This is a genomic window from Pseudomonas sp. LB3P81 (assembly GCF_054897965.1).
Window position 1 is genome coordinate 5,287,340 of record NZ_JBUBVG010000001.1, and the last position, 15,784, is coordinate 5,303,123.

At 58.7% G+C, this 15,784-nt stretch carries 12 protein-coding genes; 5 read left to right on the forward strand and 7 right to left on the reverse strand.

Going from position 1 to position 15,784, the window contains the following annotated elements; all coding sequences use genetic code 11:
• The first annotated feature begins 223 nt into the window (after positions 1-223).
• A complete protein-coding gene (locus ACYZTL_RS24535) occupies positions 224-1,189 on the forward strand; it encodes an alpha/beta hydrolase (protein ID WP_461953897.1) in 966 nt (321 codons plus the stop codon).
• Positions 1,190-1,433: 244 nt separating this feature from the next.
• On the opposite strand, the gene ACYZTL_RS24540 is transcribed toward ACYZTL_RS24535, so the two are convergent.
• Complete coding sequence (locus ACYZTL_RS24540; protein ID WP_461953898.1) at positions 1,434-1,787, reverse strand: DUF6124 family protein; 354 nt, start codon at positions 1,785-1,787, stop codon at positions 1,434-1,436.
• 617 nt (positions 1,788-2,404) lie between these two features.
• Here ACYZTL_RS24540 and ACYZTL_RS24545 point away from each other — a divergent pair.
• Both ACYZTL_RS24545 and ACYZTL_RS24550 read left to right on the forward strand, forming a co-directional pair.
• A complete protein-coding gene (locus tag ACYZTL_RS24545; protein ID WP_461953899.1) occupies positions 2,405-2,617 on the forward strand; it encodes a hypothetical protein in 213 nt (70 codons plus the stop codon).
• Entirely contained in the window at positions 2,610-3,134 is a 525-nt protein-coding gene (locus ACYZTL_RS24550; RefSeq protein ID WP_461953900.1) for a hypothetical protein, read from the forward strand. The genes ACYZTL_RS24545 and ACYZTL_RS24550 overlap by 8 nt, the downstream gene beginning before the upstream one ends.
• A gap of 156 nt (positions 3,135-3,290) precedes the next feature.
• Here the strand turns inward: ACYZTL_RS24550 and ACYZTL_RS24555 are convergent, their stop codons facing one another.
• From ACYZTL_RS24555 to pvdM, 5 genes are all read right to left on the reverse strand, one after another.
• Positions 3,291-5,708, reverse strand: a complete 2,418-nt coding sequence (locus tag ACYZTL_RS24555; RefSeq protein ID WP_461953901.1) for a TonB-dependent siderophore receptor — start codon at positions 5,706-5,708, stop codon at positions 3,291-3,293.
• Positions 5,709-5,831: 123 nt separating this feature from the next.
• Entirely contained in the window at positions 5,832-7,493 is a 1,662-nt protein-coding gene (locus ACYZTL_RS24560; RefSeq protein WP_461953902.1) for a cyclic peptide export ABC transporter, read from the reverse strand.
• 104 nt (positions 7,494-7,597) lie between these two features.
• On the reverse strand, positions 7,598-8,620 hold the full coding sequence (pvdO, locus tag ACYZTL_RS24565; RefSeq protein ID WP_461953903.1) for a dihydropyoverdine dehydrogenase: 1,023 nt from the start codon (positions 8,618-8,620) through the stop codon (positions 7,598-7,600).
• A 29-nt stretch (positions 8,621-8,649) separates the two neighbouring features.
• Positions 8,650-9,930 (reverse strand): pyoverdine-tailoring periplasmic protein PvdN, encoded by a 1,281-nt coding sequence (gene pvdN, locus ACYZTL_RS24570; protein WP_461953904.1) that lies wholly within the window; start codon positions 9,928-9,930, stop codon positions 8,650-8,652.
• A gap of 29 nt (positions 9,931-9,959) precedes the next feature.
• Positions 9,960-11,309: a pyoverdine-tailoring dipeptidase-like protein PvdM gene (gene pvdM, locus ACYZTL_RS24575; RefSeq protein WP_461953905.1), complete on the reverse strand. Its 1,350-nt coding sequence runs from the start codon at positions 11,307-11,309 to the stop codon at positions 9,960-9,962.
• A gap of 254 nt (positions 11,310-11,563) precedes the next feature.
• Between pvdM and pvdP the strand changes: the two genes are divergently transcribed.
• On the forward strand, positions 11,564-13,192 hold the full coding sequence (gene pvdP / locus ACYZTL_RS24580) for a pyoverdine maturation tyrosinase PvdP (RefSeq protein WP_461953906.1): 1,629 nt from the start codon (positions 11,564-11,566) through the stop codon (positions 13,190-13,192).
• Between the two features lie 401 nt (positions 13,193-13,593).
• The gene (locus ACYZTL_RS24585; RefSeq protein WP_461953907.1) at positions 13,594-14,322 is read left to right on the forward strand and encodes a hypothetical protein; all 729 of its coding nucleotides are present in this window, start codon (positions 13,594-13,596) and stop codon (positions 14,320-14,322) included.
• A gap of 24 nt (positions 14,323-14,346) precedes the next feature.
• On the opposite strand, the gene ACYZTL_RS24590 is transcribed toward ACYZTL_RS24585, so the two are convergent.
• A complete protein-coding gene (locus tag ACYZTL_RS24590; RefSeq protein WP_461953908.1) occupies positions 14,347-15,777 on the reverse strand; it encodes an efflux transporter outer membrane subunit in 1,431 nt (476 codons plus the stop codon).
• Between the last annotated feature and the right edge of the window lie 7 nt (positions 15,778-15,784).

The following is a 15,784-nucleotide window of genomic DNA, read 5'->3' on the forward strand; positions in this document are numbered from 1 at the left end:
CTCAAGAAAAATATCCAGGCATGCAAAAACTTGTGGCGAGGGAGCTTGCTCCCGCTGGGTCGCGAAGCGGCCCCACTTATCCCTAAAAAGAAGGGGACTGCTGCGCAGCCCAGCGGGAGCAAGCTCCCTCGCCACAGAAGAGCATTGCGCTTGTGTGCCCTAATGAACGGCATTCACGGTTCGTTTATAGGGCGAGCTTTTTATTTTTTGGAGACCACCGCCCATGGCACTGCACCCGGACATCGAAGGTTTTCTAGAGCTGGCCGAGTTCGGCCGCCTCACCGGCAAAAGCCTGCCCATGCACGAGCTGAGCCCGACCGAAGCGCGCCAGCAATTCGAACAAACCTCGCAGTTGCTCGACGCCGCACCGATGGGCGCGCTGACGGTGACCGCGGTCAGCATTCCGGCCCGCGATGGCCATCTGCTCAACGCGCGCCTCTACGCTCGCCCGGCGCTGGGCACGCAGGAGCGCCCGGTGCTGCTGTATTTCCATGGCGGCGGTTACGTGGTCGGCAGTCTCGACTCCCATGACACCCTGTGCCGGCGACTGGCGCTGGCGGGTGGTTTTGCGGTGCTGTCGGCGGATTATCGACTGGCCCCGGAACACCGTTTCCCTACCGCCTACGAGGATGCCGAGGACGTGACGCGCTGGCTTGCGACCACCGGCGCCGTTGCTCTCGGACTGGACCCGGTGCGCATCGCATTGGCGGGCGACAGCGTTGGCGGCAGCCTCGTGGCCTCCTTGTCGATTGCCATCGCCCAGGATTCGCAGACCTGGCCGCTCACGCCACGGGTGCAAGTGTTGTTGTACCCGGTGATCGACGCCGTGGAAAAACGCCCGTCCCTCGAGCGTTTCGCCGAAGGCTATTTGCTGGAAGCGACCACGCTGGAATGGTTCTATCAGCAGTACCAACGCAGCACCGATGATCGCCGCGACTGGCGCTTTTCACCGCTGTTTGCCGAGACCTTGCAAGGGCTGACACCGACCGTGCTGTGGCTGGCTGAATATGATCCGTTGTTGGACGAAGGCCTGGCCTGGGCGGAAAAACTGCGTGCCGCCGGACAACCTGTGGTGCTGGATGTGAAAGCGGGCATGACCCACGACTTCGCGCGAATGGGGGAGATGGTTCAGGAAGTGCCGGGGATGTTGGAGCAACTGGCGGCGCAGATTACTGAAAGCTTGAGTTGATGCATTCGCGGCGATCGTTCCGCACTCTCGTGGGAACGATCACATCGCTTGTGACTTTGTAGGAGCGAGCTTGCTCGCGATGGACTTCAGGACGACGCGTGTATCCAGAAAATACGCGTTATCGTTGGCGTCCATCGCGAGCAAGCTTGCTCCTACAAGAGTCAACTTTCGCTTGACTGACTGGCATTAAAGCTTGCCCCGAGCGGCGTTCCGACGAAAACAATAACGCGGTGCAATTGCCGGACTAATGCACGTCCTCTATCGGATCCAGATGATCCAACGCCCGATTCACCGCCAATTCCGCCAGCATGATGACCTGCGAAATACCCAGCAGCGAATTACGCGACGATCCCTGCAAATGATCCGCCAGATCATTGGCCATCACATCGGCCGAGGCCAGCGATTCACACGCATAACCCAACAGGGTTTCGATGTCGGTTTCCGGATTCACGATGAACATGGTGCTCATGGTGCGCGGGGTGGCTTTGATGTCGGCGAATGAAGGTTGGATATCAGGCCTGGGATTGGTGGAGGAATCGAGGTTTTCATTGGGGGAGGCCGGATCGAATTCCGGCGGGTTGGGTGTGACCTTGGGCATAGATGGAACTCCTAACGCGAAAAGTAAAGGAGCCATCACCCTCGCTACCAAACGAAGGGTGGCGGCCATACGCGGGTTGGTAGACCGGTCGCATTAGGACCCCGGCGCTCCCGAAGGAGCCCTGCGCATGGCCACCATAAATCAGAGCCCTGAGAAAGCGACTGCATAGGTGACTCTTTGCGCCTAAGCGAAGCGGGCTACCAAACCCGACCACTGATTTGCAGTGGCAGGGAAACGATAGAGACCATGGCCAAGACGCACAAGCCGGCGGATTCTGGCGTACCTGTAGGCAACGACGCAAGGTGATGTAGCTTTCATGAAGTAACTTGTAGGCCGCTTAAACAAGCTATGCCGAACAGCATTCATAAGCGGCTGCACGGTTCCTGCACCCGAGGTAAAACGCGAAAATACTGGGGAAATTTCCGACGTGTTTTTAGGCTTGGCGGTCGGAAGTTCGGCGTGTAGGGTGGTGGCTCACCCGGCATTTGGCAGGGATGTACTTCGTCTTGGCAGCAACGACAGCGGTACGTCGCTGGCTTTCCCTCTGCTCATAAAATTTAGCTCTGAATGGATCTTTGAAAGCTATGATTGATAGAACAAATGAGTGGAGGTATGCCATGACTTTTGACTCGTTTCTAAAAACATTAGGGTTAAGAAAAAAATCGCTCGCCGAGAAAATCAATGACAGAGTCATTTCTGGATATATACCCAGCGATATGGCGAAAGCTATTGTAGGTAAAGTTTCGTCAAAAAAATTCAACGAGATGATGATTAAGGTGATCGATAAATACAACGCAGACAACGAGGTAAAGGTTTTCAAAAATGAGTGATCAGTACAATCAGATGCATGAAAAGCTCGTTAAAACGAGTGAAGATTTCACTGGCATGATTGCTTACTCCATCTATAAAGCGGAAAAGCGCGAAGCAATCAAAAACGGATTAAATATTGTTGAGTTTACCAAGCTAAAGCTTCAGTCGAATGAAATAGGTAAATACAAGCGCGAGGCAGAGGGTTTGGTTAATTTGTTTTTACAGGCTGCAGCTGATGAAAAAATAAAGGGGATCAAAGCTGAGTTGGCTGGAAAGATCAATAAGCTGACACTCGATTCTCTGCCTAAAGATCCGATGTACAAAGGTTTTTTTAGATGGCATAACTCTGGTTCGGCCGGTGTTGTTGGCAACTTTTGGACGGCTGTTATTGTTGCGGTTTTTGTTTGGGTTTTTGCCGATTCATCGTCATGGAATACTGCAAAAGACAACGCCATTACCTCTGTAAAGGCTCCATTTGTTAACGCTTTTGGAGGAGAGAGTGCCTCTAGCTCTAGTTCAGAAACTGTTACTCCTTAACCGCTGATCAACTGCCTGATGTTCTTTGAGGCAAAGCGCAACATTTCGATTCTTGCTGAGAGCTGGTAGCGAAGCGCTGTCTAATTCCACCGCCCGAAAAAACAAACCGGACCGCAGGCGACCCGGTGGTGTGTAGCTTTTTGACTATCCCGAAACTCAGTACTGAGCCCGCAACGTCAACGTCAAATTCCGCGGATCGCCATAGAAGTTAGTCCCCCACGAAGCATCCACTCGATCGTAGTACTTGCGGTCGAACAGGTTGTTGGCGGTCAGTGTCGACGACAGGTTTTCGTTGAACTTGTAGCCGAGCTGCGCGGTGGTGATGGCATAGCCACTTTGTTCGAACTTCACGTCACGCTGGTAGTAGGTGTCGCTGACCGCACGCACGCCACCGCCGACGCTGAAGTCCTTGAGCGGACCGTCGGTGAACTCGTACTTGGTCCACAGGTTGAAGTTGTGCTTGGGCGTGATGGTGTTGAAGGTCTTGCCTTTGTTGGCCTCATCGCCGTCCAGGAACTTGGTCGATGTGTAGGCGTAACCGGTGACGATGCTCCAGTTCTCTGTCAGGTTGCCGCTCAGCTCGGTTTCCCAACCCTCGCTGCGCGCCCTGCCTTCGGTCATGTAGGCACCGGAGGTGTTGTCGTATTCGGCGCGGTTTTCATCGTAGATGCGAAAGGCGGCGATGCTGGCGTTCAGGCGACCGTCGAAGAACTCGCGCTTGAGGCCGATCTCGTACTGCTTGCCTTTGCGCGGGCCGACCGGCCCGCCGTCTGTTCCGATTTCGCTCTGCGGTTTGAACACGCCGGTGTAGCTGGCGTAGGCCGACAGTTCCGGGGTGATCTTGCCGATGATGGCGCCGTAAGGCACGACCTTGCGGTTGATGCTGGTGTGGGCTTCGCCGAAATTGTTGAAGAAGGCGTTGGCGTTCTTGGCGTCGCCTTCATACCAGGTCACGCGGCTGCCGCCGATCACGTCGAGCCAGTCGGTGACGTTGAACTTGGCGCGGGTATAGAGGCCGTATTGGTCAGACTTGGACCAGTTGCCGTTGACCCGCTCATAGTCGTTCTTGGGAATGTCGATGCTGCCCGGGTTGTAGACGTTGATCGGGAAGTACTCGCCGCCACCGTATTCGAAGTCTTTGTCGAGGTGCTGGTACTCGGCACCTACGGTGAACTCGTGATTGCGATCGGCGAATTCGAACGGCGTGGTTACGAAGCTGTCGACGCCGATGGTTTTGATGTGGGTGTAGTAGTCATACGCCACGGCCCAGCTGTCACCGGTCGCGGGATCGACTGCACCGTCGGCCCAGGTGAAGTTACGTTGTGGGGTTTCGGCGTCACGGTAGGTCAGGGTGGTCTTGAACTGACCACCGTTGTCCAGCGCGTGATCGACTTCAGCGAAGCTTTCCCAGACTTTCTCGTTCAGGGTGTTCCACTTGGCATCGACGAAGGTCGAGCGCGGCACGTCCAGCAATTTGCCGTCGGCAAAGGCCGGCAATCCGAACGCCGGGGTGGAGTGGTTTTGCTGGTAGGCGCCACCGACCGACAGGGTGGTGGACGGGGCAAGATCAAATTCCAGGCGACCGTACACCATCGGGCGTTCGTTCTGGGCAGAGTCGACGAAGGATTTGTTGTTCTCGTAAGCGGTGATGAAGCGGCCGCGCACGGTGCCCTGATCGTTCAGCGGGCCAGTGACGTCCACCATGGAGCGGTAGTGGTCATAGGAACCTGCGTCCAGTTCGCCGCCGAGGGCGAATTTGTTCAGGGCGCGCTTGCGCACCACGTTGATGGTTCCGCCGGGTTCGCCCGCGCCTTGATACAGACCCGACGGGCCGCGCAGTACTTCGACGCGGTCGTACATGGCGAGGTCGAAGCTTGTGCCCATGTCGCCCTGGCCGGTCGGTTGCGACACGCCGTCAACCTGCACCTGGTCGACGAGGAAGCCGCGCATGTAGACGTCGTTCAGGCTGGAGCCGGAGTTGTAGGTCTTGATGGTGACGCCGGTGACCTGGCGCATCGCGTCTTGCAGGCTGTTCATGTTCTGGTCGTCCATGCGCTGGCGCGTGACGACGGACACCGACTGCGGGATGTCCTTGAGCTTGATGTTGCCCTTGCCGATGCTGACTTCATCGGAGGTGTAGGAATGCGTGCCTTCGGTGGTCGGCCCCGGTGCTACGCCGGAGATCGCGGTCGCGCCCAGTTGCAGCGCACTGGAGTTGCCGGCCACCGGAATCAGCGAAACGGTGTTGCCAGTCAGTTGAAACGTAATGCCGCTCCCCAGCAGCAATGTGCTCAACGCCTGTTCCGGCTCCAGATTGCCGGAAACCGCCGTGGACTTGAGGCCGTTGACCATGTCCTGGCTGTACAGAATTTGCAGATCGGTCTGTTGACCCAGTTGCTGCAGCGCGCTGGCCAGCGATTGCGAAGGAACGTTGACGTTCACCGGGGCCGCCTGGACCTGGGACGTGCCCAGCAGCAACAGGGTCAGCAACGCACCCGGTACGACTGTTCGGAATTTCTTTTGCGGCGCGATGGCCAGTGCCAACGGCGCGCGGGACAGGGTAGGGCTTTGCATTGCTCAAATCGCTCCTAAGGTGTGCAGTTTTTTAGTTAATGATAATTATTATTAGACGCATCACGCCGACGAAACCGGAAAACAAACTCCGAAAATCGTCGAGGTATTTGGATTCAACGGTGCTCAGGCGGTCGCCCGCTCCGTCACCACGCGGCCCGATTCCATGCGCACCAACTGATCGGCCATGTCGAAATAGCGATCGTCGTGGGAGATGACGATGATGGTTTTGCCCAAGCGCTTCAGGTCTGGAAGCAGCTCGGTGTAGAAGATCCGGCGGAAGGTCGGGTCCTGGTCGGCCGCCCATTCGTCAAACACCAGCACCGGCCGTTCTTCCAGCCAGGCATTGACCAGCGCCAGGCGTTTACGCTGGCCGGTAGACAGGTCGGTGGTGGTGAAACTGCCGTCCTTGACGCTGACCTTGTGCGCGATTTCCAGACGTTGCAGGTAGGTGTTGGCGTCTTCGGGAATGTGCTGATCGCCCTGCACCACGTCATCGAACAGGTAGTAGTCGGCAAAAATCGTGGTGAACAATTGGCGATAGTCGTCACGGTTCTGCGCATCGATGCCTTCGCCGTTGAGCAGGATTGCACCCTGTTGCGGCGCATAAAGACCGAGCAACAATTTGATCAGCGTGGTCTTGCCGCAGCCGTTTTCGCCGACGATGAAAATGATGTCGCCCTGTTCGATGGTCAGGTTCACCGGCCCCAGACGGAACGCTTCACTGCCCGGTGCAGCGGGGAAGGCATAGCTGACGTTGTCCAGTTGCAGGCTGTCGACCACGGCCGGTTTTTTGCCGCTGTCGTTGAGCAGCAGGTGCGGCTCGGGCGAGGAAAACTGGCTCGACAGTTCGGCGATCCGGCGGAAGGCAATTCGCGCGCGGCTGACCACCGGCAAGGTGCCGACCAGATGCTCGATGGGACCTTTCATGTACAGCAACACCAGGACGAAGCCGCTCATCACCGACTTGTCGGCGCTCGGCCAGAACGATTGCAGGGCCAGCGCCAGGCCGATGACCACGAAGAACAGCATCGACCCCAGTGTCTTGGCGATCACGAAGGTATTGATCGAACGCACCTGGGTGTTGCAGATGAAGTCCGCCGTGCCCTGAATGCCCGAAGTGAACATGCGCTGGCGGCGTGGGCGGTGAATGCGCAGTTCCTTGGCGCCACCGGCAATGGCGTTGTAGTGCTTTTGCAGTTCGTCTTCGGCGTCGCGGGCGGCCATGAAGCCTTTGATGCCTTTGCCCTGTGCGTAGAACTGGATGCCGGTGCCGATGGCAATCGCCAGCACCATCATCAGGAACATCGGCCACGACAACAGCGCGAGGTAGCCCATGCAGCCGAGGGTCACGGTCAGGGAAATGGCCAGCGGCGCGAAGGCAAACGCGAAGTCGCTGATGGTGTCGACGTCATGGGTCAGCACCGGGATCAATCGGTGGCTGCGATAGCGTTCGATCTGTTCGATGGGCGCCGACAGCACCTTTTCACCCAACTCTTTGCGCAGCTTGGCAATGATGTGCTGGCCGACATAGTTGGTGCCGATGTCCGAGCAGATCGAACTCGCTAGGGCTAACAGGCAAAGGCCGCCGAACAGTGCGACCACGCCTTGGGTCAGGCCACTTTCCGAATGCAGGGCATTGTTGATCGTGGCCAGCAGCACCGTCACGCTCAGACCGCCCACCATGCCCAGAATGATCGACAGGCTGACGACCAGCCGGAACGGTTTCAGGAGGGTGAACAATTCATGAATTGCACCGCGCGTAGGCTGGGTCTTGAGGAGATGCATGTGAGAAAAGTCCCTTGGGTCGTGAGGCAGATACCCAGTAGAACGTGTGGTCAGGCGTTTAATTTAGACGGCCGCCGACTGGCGGCGGCCGCAGGGGGAGGGGGTCAGCCTTTGGACGGCAGATCGCGCACGACACGGAAACCGATCCAGTCGCCACGGGTTTGCGGGTAGATGTTGTTGCGGTTGCCGGAACGCGAGAACACCGGTGCTTCGCCGCAGTCATTGCCGCGAATCTGCAGGGTTTCGCAGTTGGGTTCGACCCAGGCGCTGCCGTCGGTGGGGGCGCCCACGTAATCGGTGTGTTCGCAGTCGGCGAGCCACTCGTAGACGTTGCCGTGCATGTCGTACATGCCGAAGGCGTTCGGCGGGTAGCTGCCGGCCGGGGAAGTGTAGCTGTAGGCGTCGGTGGGCCCGTACGTATTGGCATGGGTGGCGATGCTGTACTCGGTGCCTTCATCGAACGGGAAGGGGAACGACCCCGTTGAACCGGCACGGGCGGCGTATTCGCGCTGGGCCTCGCTGACGATGTGGTAGTGCTGGCCGGTCTTGATCGACAGCCACGCGACATACGCGCTGACCTCGGCAAAGTTCATGCACACCGCCGGCTGACGCGGGCTCTGTGGATAACGCGGCTTGCTGTTGATGCACTCGCGGCCGGGGCGGGTGTCGCCGTCGGGAATGGTGATCCCGGTTTCCTTCATGTACTGGTCCCATTCACCGGCGGTGATCTGGTAACGGCTCATGGCGAACGGCTTGGCGAACGTCACTTCGTGCATCGGGCCTTCATCGGGTTCGCGACCGACCTCACCTTCCGGCGTGCCCATGGTGAAGGTGCCGGCAGGCAGCACCACCATTTCCGGGCAGTTGCGGCAATCCTTGAATACCTTGCCCGGCAGCGGCGCGGTGGAGGCCTGGGAAGCGACGGGCAACAACGCCAGCAGTGCCAATACTGCGTAAACATAAACCTGTGGCGAGGGAGCTCGCTCCCGTTGGGGCGCGAAGCGACCCCCGCGCTTCGCCTGAAGAACAGGGTCTGCTGCGCAGCCCAGCGGGAGCAAGCTCCCTCGCCACAGGTTCAGCAATGCCCAGGACTGAGCAGCAATGAATCGGTGCAGGGTGTTTTTCATGAGCGTTCTCGCTAAAGGGAATCGGTGTGTCAGAGCTTGCTGGCCAACAGCGTCATGACGCGGTCGATGTGCGCCTCGGTGTTGAGCAGGCCCGGTGACAGACGAATGATCGGGCCGACATCGCGGTCGACGGCATCACAGACCACGCGCTGGTCCATCAGGAAATTGGCGACTTCTTCGCAGTCGCGGTTCTTGATCCGGAAGAAGGTGAAACCGGCGGAATACTCGGGCGACAACGGCGTGACGAGCTCCACGGACGGCTGCTCCTGCAAGCGCATTTTCAGGTAGCTGTTGATCTCGTGAATGCGCGCCTGAACCTCGGCCTTGCCCAGGTCCAGATGCAATTTGAACGCTTCGGTCAGCGCCCAGCGGTGTTCAAACGAGTGATAGCCGCCGTAGGTCATCACGGTCGAAAACGTGGTCGCTTCGGAGAACGTCGGGATAGTCGGCGTGACATCTTTCATCTCGTCCGAGCGGGCGCAGATGATCCCGGTGCCCCGTGGGCCGAACATCCATTTGTGGGTGCCGGCGATGAAGAAGTCGCAATGCATGTCCGGGAAGTCGAGGTTTTCCACGCCGAAACCGTGGACGCCATCGACCACATAAAGGATGCGATCCTTTTCCTCGCGGTCGCGGTTCTTCTCGGCGACCAGTTTGCCGATCTCGCCGATGGGCAGTTTCACACCGCTGCCGGAATGCACCCAGGTCATGCCGAGCACGCGGGTCTCGGGGCGAATGTTGCGGGCAATCGAGGCCAGCACTTCATCGGTCGAAACCTTGTACGGGTCTTCGAACAGTTTGATTTTGCGAACCTGGGTGCCGTCCTTTTGCGTGCGGAATTCAAACACGCTGTTGGCGGCGTAATGCTCATGTTCGCTGGTGAGGATTTCCTGATCCGGACGCACATGGATGCCGGCGTAAATCATCGCCAGGCCTTCAGTGGTGCTGCCGGTCAGGGCGATCTGCGAGGGCTTGGCTTTCAGGTAACGGCCGGCCCACACGCGGACTTCTTCTTCCCGGCGTTCGGTTTCGCCGCGATGCCAGTCCATCGCCAGACCAGGGTTGCGATCGAGGTTGGCGCGGTGCATCTCGATGGCTTCGCGCACGGGCCGTGGGTGCGAGGTCACCAGAAAATTGGCGAAATGCAGGTAGTCGGGATCCTGGTTGAACAGCTGGCGAAACTGCGCCCATTTGTCTTTGGGCAGCGGCACCGGCATGGCGGCCAGCGCAGGCAGGTTGACCGCAGAGCTCAGGGGAATACCGGCCGCGATAACGCCAGCCTGCTTGAGGAAGGTACGACGATTGGTCATGGATTCGGTTCGCTTGGCAAAGGTGAAAATCAGTGTTTGACGACAGGCCTGGAGGACTTCTGCACCTGGTCCCAGACCCGCAGGAAATTGCCGCCCCAGAGCTTGGCAATGTCAGCCTCGCTGTAGCCGCGACTGATCAGCTCGGCGGTCACGTTGCGGGCTTCGCTGACGTCTTTCCAGCCGTTCAGGCCGCCACCGTCGTTGAAGTCGGAGCTGATGCCTACGTGATCGATGCCGATTTTTTTCACCGCATAGTCGATGGCGTCGCCGTAATCCTTGAGGGTGGCTTTGGGTTCTTCATCGATGATGCCGTAGAGCTGACTGGCGTATTCGCCGAAACGCTGTTCCGACCACACGGTGATCACCGGGTCGCCCGGCATCAGCGCCATCTCCAGGCCTTGCAACGGTTGCAGGTCGAAACGGGCGCGCAGGGCGTTGAGTTTGTCTTGGGTGGTCTGGCTCAGCGGCTTGAGGTAGGTCGGGAAGCCGACGATCTGCACCACGCCGCCGCTGTGCTTGATTAGCTGCATTTCGCTGTCGCTGAGGTTGCGCGGGATGTCCACCAGCGCGCGGGGCGCCGAATGCGAGGCGACCATTGGCGCGCGGCTCAATTGGCTGACTTGCTCAAGCGCTTTGGTCGACATTTGCGACACGTCAATGATGACCCCGAGGTCGTTCAAGCGATGCACCGCTTGCTTGCCCAGCTCCGACAGGCCGCCAAGGGCGTCACGGGAATCATTGAAAAACGGCAGCGGCCGGGATGAATCGGCCCAGGCGTTGTTGCCCACGTAACTGAAGCCGAACATGCGCATTCCGCGCGCGGCCCACTTATCCAGGGCGTTGACGTCGTTGCCCAGCGGGTAGGCGTTGAGCATGCTGATGAACACGGCGAACTTGCCCTCGCCGTGCAGGCGTCGGAAATCGTCCGGGGTGTAGGCGATGGCGACTTGATTGGGGAAGTCGCGCACCAGGGTGCTGATGATTTTGTAGCGGGTTTCCTGCTCATGACGGGCTTCGTCGATGAAGCCGGCGGTCGGGCGGTGCGGGGCGTTGTCGCCGTTCCAGATTTCGGGCCAGCCGAAAATGGTCAGCGCCGCGCCAGACAGGCGACCGCGTGCCGCCTTGACCAGGTCGAACTGGCCGCTGCCGTCCTTGTCGGCCTCGTTTTCGGCGGTGCCGAAATCCATCGGCACAGTGATGTGGCTGTCGAACGAGAGGATGCGTTCTTGCAGTTCATCGGCCTGTTTCATCACCGCAACCGGGTAGCCGGGGTTGTCGTTGAGCCAGTATTCCCAAGCCGCAAACCCTGCCGCGCCGGCGATGGCCAGCGCCAGGGGCAGGCCAATGAAAAGAGCCTTTTTCGAACGAGGTTTTGTCATTGCCATCTCAGTCAGGTTCGCCGTCGAGGGTGCAGGCGCGGGGGCCTTTGCTATCTGGGAAGAACGAGTGGCCAAGGCAAAAATTTAGGTTGTCCCGAAAAGATCGCAGCCTTCGGCAGCTCCTACGGGTGCACGCCGATCCAATGTAGGAGCTGCCGAAGGCTGCGATCTTTTCGGGAACACCGTAAATTTATCGGGGCAACACACGTTCTAGCTTGGATAAAGCCTGCTCCATGGCTGACACAGGTAGGGCAATGACGATTTCTCGACGATGGTTCCTGGCGGGTCTGGCACTGACCGGCGCTGCCCTGCCTGCGGCGTATTACGGGCATCGCGAACTGACAAAACCGGACCCGACCATTACCCCCGGCGAAGCGTCATTCGACGTCGCGGACGTGGCCGGGCAGCGTTTGGCCAACACGTTGCAGGGCGTCTGGGACATACGTTTCGAGGGCCGTGATGCGGGGCTCGACGGCTTGCCCCGCGAGGGCCTGCAATTGCTGCTCGACGTCGGTCACAAGGGCCGTGGGCTCAACGGTTTTCTGGATACCTTCAATGGACTGCGCGGCGGACCGACGCCGCGCTATCGCGTCCTCGGCGATCTGGCGGGCACCAACACCACCGAGTTGAGCTGGCGTTTGATCGATTCCCGATCCCCCAGCGGGACGCCGGACTACGAATTCACCTTCAAACTGGACGAGGTCTGGGCCGCATTCGGCAATGCCGGCAGCGGCACCTTGAGTGGTCGCGTACTGCGTCTGGATCGTCCGTTGGCCTTGACCGCTCAGGACAATCGTTTCGTCGCGGTCAAACAAGTGTTCCCTGAAGCGCGCGAGCGCACGGGCCTGGGCCCGGCGTTGCTGGCGTGGCTGATTTCGCCCGAGCACCGCTTGTTCCATCAGCTCTGGCACGCCTCTCGAGACAAATGGCACACCTTGTCCGAAGATAAGCGCGACGCCTTGCGCGGTATCGGCTGGCAGCCGGGGCTTCGGGACCAGGAGCGCGATGCACGCGGGCCGCGCAAGGACCGCAATGGTTCGGGCATCGACTTTTTCTTCATGCACCGGCACATGCTCGGCACCGCGCGCTCACTGCAAGACTTGCCGTCCTGGCAGCAATTTCCGTTACCGCAACCGGAGCTGGTGCGCGATCGTCAGGGCTTTGCCCGTTACTTCGACAACCACGACGGCACCGCGCTGCCACCGGCCTGGCGCGCCGAAGACGATGACGAATACTCGCAGTGGGTCGCCGATCTCAAGACCGCCGAGACTTACCACAGCAATTTCCAGGTCTGGGAATCGCGATACCGTGACCCGCGTTATTTGGCGAAATTGACCCTGGGGCAGTTCGGTTCCGAGGTCGAACTCGGGCTGCATGACTGGCTGCACATGCGCTGGGCATCGGTGCCACGCGACCCGTCCAACGGCCAGCCTGTGCCATTCGCGCGCGACACCGCAGACTTTTCCGCCCGTTGGTTTGCGGCGGAAAACGACTTTCTTGGCGACCCGTTTTCCTCCCATGTGAACCCGGTGTTCTGGCATTTCCACGGCTGGATCGACGACCGTCTCGAAGACTGGTTCCGCGCGCACGAGCGCTTTCATCCGGGGGAAGTCAGTCGGCTGGAAGTCAATGGCGTGCCGTGGTTCGCGCCCGGTCGCTGGGTCGAAATCGACGATCCGTGGCTGGGTCCGAGCACCCATGGCTGCAGCACCACGCCAGGGTTGCAGGCGGGCAGGTCGGTGGAAATGGACCCGGAAACCATGAAGCTGGCGCTGCGGATTACTTTTGGTGAAGACGAGAAGAAGCTGGAGGACCTGTTCCGCAAGGTGCCGCAACGGCCTTGGTATGCGCGGAATTTAAAGGCTAAACCGATTGCCAGTTAATCAGGCCTGCCGCGTTATCGTTCTTCGCGAGCAAGCCCGCTCCCACATTTGACCCCGTTTATCCAAACAACTCGGTCTAATGTGGGAGCGGGCTTGCTCGCGAAGGCGGCCTGACAAGCACCACAAATCTATAAAACCTGCCACCGTCCCCCCAAGCGCCAGCGCGAAACTCGCCCGCAATCTCGACCACCGCAACTGCGGTCGCAAACCTGACCGTTAATCGAAAATCCCGATAACCTGTTATTTATGACAGTAGTTATTTATCTCCTTGAGGCGTTTTATATATCTCATTGGTACGCAATCAGGCAGATCTGGCGATTGCTTGACCAATCACTTGATCATTGCGTCGTTTCTACTGCCGGAAGCAGTGAGCGGTCTAATCAGATAAAAGGAGATTTGTCATGGCTGCAGAAAAAGATACATCCGGGTTTTCTGAAAGTAATTTGCTCCCTGCGCCAGAGATGTATTTTGTCGGAATGGAAGCTCATAAAATTAGCTCATTTTTTTATCCGGTGCTTTTTAAGATGAACGCCAGCGGCCTTATAGCAGTCATCCGAAAGTTTGAGGGTATGGAGGGGAAACAAATCAATCTGTACTTGCAAAGTGATAATGGAACGACTGAAGTCGTCCACAATGTCGAAGGGGATGCGGATCAGGCTGTCGGTATTACAAAAGAACAAGCCCTGCGTCACGAAGGACAGCTGGTCACTGTGGCTTACACCACTGTTATCGAGGGGCGAGCGCAGCCTTCCTTGCCCTCAGAGTTCACCGTAGGGAACAACGATCTGGATGTTGATAAACTCCCTGAATTAGAAAATCTGGATGTCCGGGATGATGTATTAAGTATCAAAGCAATTGAAGGTCAAGGAGGAGCGTTCGTCCATGTTCCTTCAATTAGAGGGCTTCATCGTGGTGCGTATGTATCCCTGGATCTGTATGTAAGCGGAAGTTCAAGTTTTGCGTACGGACAAGTTGTTAGAACGGTCCCGAATCCAGGGCTTAAATTTTTCGTGCCCATCGGAGATATTGCAATGTTCATTGGGTCGACGGTTTTAATCGCCTATAAAATCTGGCTTCTCGACGATGTCAGTTATACGAATAATGGTCCTGCTTTTACAGTGACGCTTTAGTCAGCAGCGCTGCCGGAACAAGTTCTACTTCTCAGGGAGGGATTCAGTTTTTGCGTCCGATCCCTCCACCACCTGCCACCCACCCCCAAGTGCCTTGTACAACGCAATACTCGCCTGCAACCGCGACAACCGCAGCTGCACATTCAGATCCTGTGCGGCATACAGCGTGCGTTGAGTCTCCAGCACCGTCAGCAAATCCTCGGCCCCGGCCTGATAGCGGCTTTGCGCAATATCGAAAGCCGTTTGCGCCTGATTCAATTCTTCACTCTGCCATTCGCGCTGGGCGTCCAGTCCGCGAATACCGGTCAGGGCTTTTTCCACGTCGGCAAAGCCGTTGATGATCGCGCCACGGTAGGTTTCCAGCAGCTCTTCCTGGCGCGCCGTGGCTTTGTCGCGTTCGGCGCCGAGACGGCCGTTGTTGAAAATCGGTGCGACCAATCCGGCGGTGAGGTTGTAGAACGGGCTGCGCAGCACATCGTTGAACGTGTCGGCGCCAGAACCGATCTGGGCGCTCAATGTCACGGTGGGCAACATTTTCGCCCGGGCCACGGTGACGTCGGCCCGTGCGGCGGCCAACTGCGCTTCGGCGCGAGCAATGTCCGGGCGCCGGTTGAGCAAGTCGCTGGGCACGCCCGCACCGATGACTGGCCAGCTGAGCTGGTCGAAGCGCTGATCGTCGAGCTTCAATTCCTGAACGGGACGGCCGAGGAGGGCGGCGAGGGTGATCCGTGCTTCTTCGGCTTGTTGCTGCACGAAGGGCAGTTGCCGCTGTTGCGCAGCCACCAGACTTTTTTGCTGAGCCAGCTCCAGGGCGGTGGCTGAGCCTGCGTCGAAGCGGGTTTGTACCAGGTTCAAAACCTTTTGCGCGTTCGCCAAATTGAGCTGCGCGATACGGTGCTGCTCTTGCAGCGACAGGGCTTGCGCATAGGTGCTGGCAACCGCGCTGAGCAGCATCAACTCAACCGTGTCGCGATCGAATTCACTGGCCCGCAGACCAAACTGTGCGCTGTCGCGGGAAGCGCGCTGGCCGCCCCAGAAATCGATTTCATAACTGGCGCTGAGGCTGGCGTCGAAGTAATCCACTGCTTTGTCGCTGCTGTCGGCGTCCAGTTGGCTGTAGCCGTTGCCGCGCATCAGCTTCTGGCGATTGGCGTTCAGCGCTCCCTTCACTTCCGGCAGCGCCGAACCACCAGCAATCACGGTCGTTGCCCGGGCCTGACGAACTCGCGCCAGCGCCGCCGCCAGGTCATAGCTGCCGACGCGCGCCTGTTCAATCAGTTGATCGAGCTGCGGGCTGCCGAAGTGCGTCCACCACTGGGCGTTGCTCAACAAGGCGTTTTCACTGTGCGCCGACTGCCAGGTGGGCGGCTGCAGGTCACTGTCCGGACGCGGGTCGGGACTGGCGCACGCACTGAGCAACACGCAGAGGGTCAACAGGCTGAGTGGCGCTTTCATAGATCGA